The sequence below is a fragment of the Shewanella sp. SW32 genome (genome assembly GCF_025653365.1).
Taxonomy (GTDB): domain Bacteria; phylum Pseudomonadota; class Gammaproteobacteria; order Enterobacterales; family Shewanellaceae; genus Shewanella; species Shewanella oncorhynchi.
Genome location: NZ_JAKKSJ010000119.1, coordinates 1 through 518, shown reverse-complemented (window position 1 = coordinate 518; position 518 = coordinate 1). Strand labels below are relative to the sequence as shown.

Here is a 518-nt window from a genome sequence, read left to right as displayed (position 1 = left end):
GGCCTTGTACACACCGCCCGTCACACCATGGGAGTGGGCTGCAAAAGAAGTGGGTAGCTTAACCTTCGGGGGGGCGCTCACCACTTTGTGGTTCATGACTGGGGTGAAGTCGTAACAAGGTAGCCCTAGGGGAACCTGGGGCTGGATCACCTCCTTACCTATACGACTAACTTAATGTTTGGTCGAAAAATGCTCCTGCATTTTCGACATTCGGTACATCCGTGTACCTTTTGAGTGTTCACACAGATTTGCTTGATAGAAGAAAGAGTAAAAGATGGGTCTGTAGCTCAGCTGGTTAGAGCGCACCCCTGATAAGGGTGAGGTCGGTGGTTCAAGTCCACTCTGACCCACCAATCCTTCCTTCTCAGCGTTGGAAAGTGACTCGTTTAGTGAACTAAACGTCGCCACTGTCCGCCTTGATAAGAAATGATTGGCAAACCAATCCTTTTAGAGGTTTGGAACATCTTACTTACTCGCACTGCATGTAAATGGGGCTATAGCTCAGCTGGGAGAGCGCC

At 49.8% G+C, this 518-nt stretch carries 1 tRNA gene and 1 rRNA gene; both read left to right on the top strand.

Annotation, left to right across the window (positions count from 1 at the left end):
* Window positions 1-157, top strand: a 16S ribosomal RNA gene (locus L5M28_RS24135); the annotation flags it as partial.
* A gap of 119 nt (window positions 158-276) precedes the next feature.
* Window positions 277-353: transfer RNA gene (locus tag L5M28_RS24130), tRNA-Ile, on the top strand.
* Window positions 354-518 lie beyond the last annotated feature (165 nt).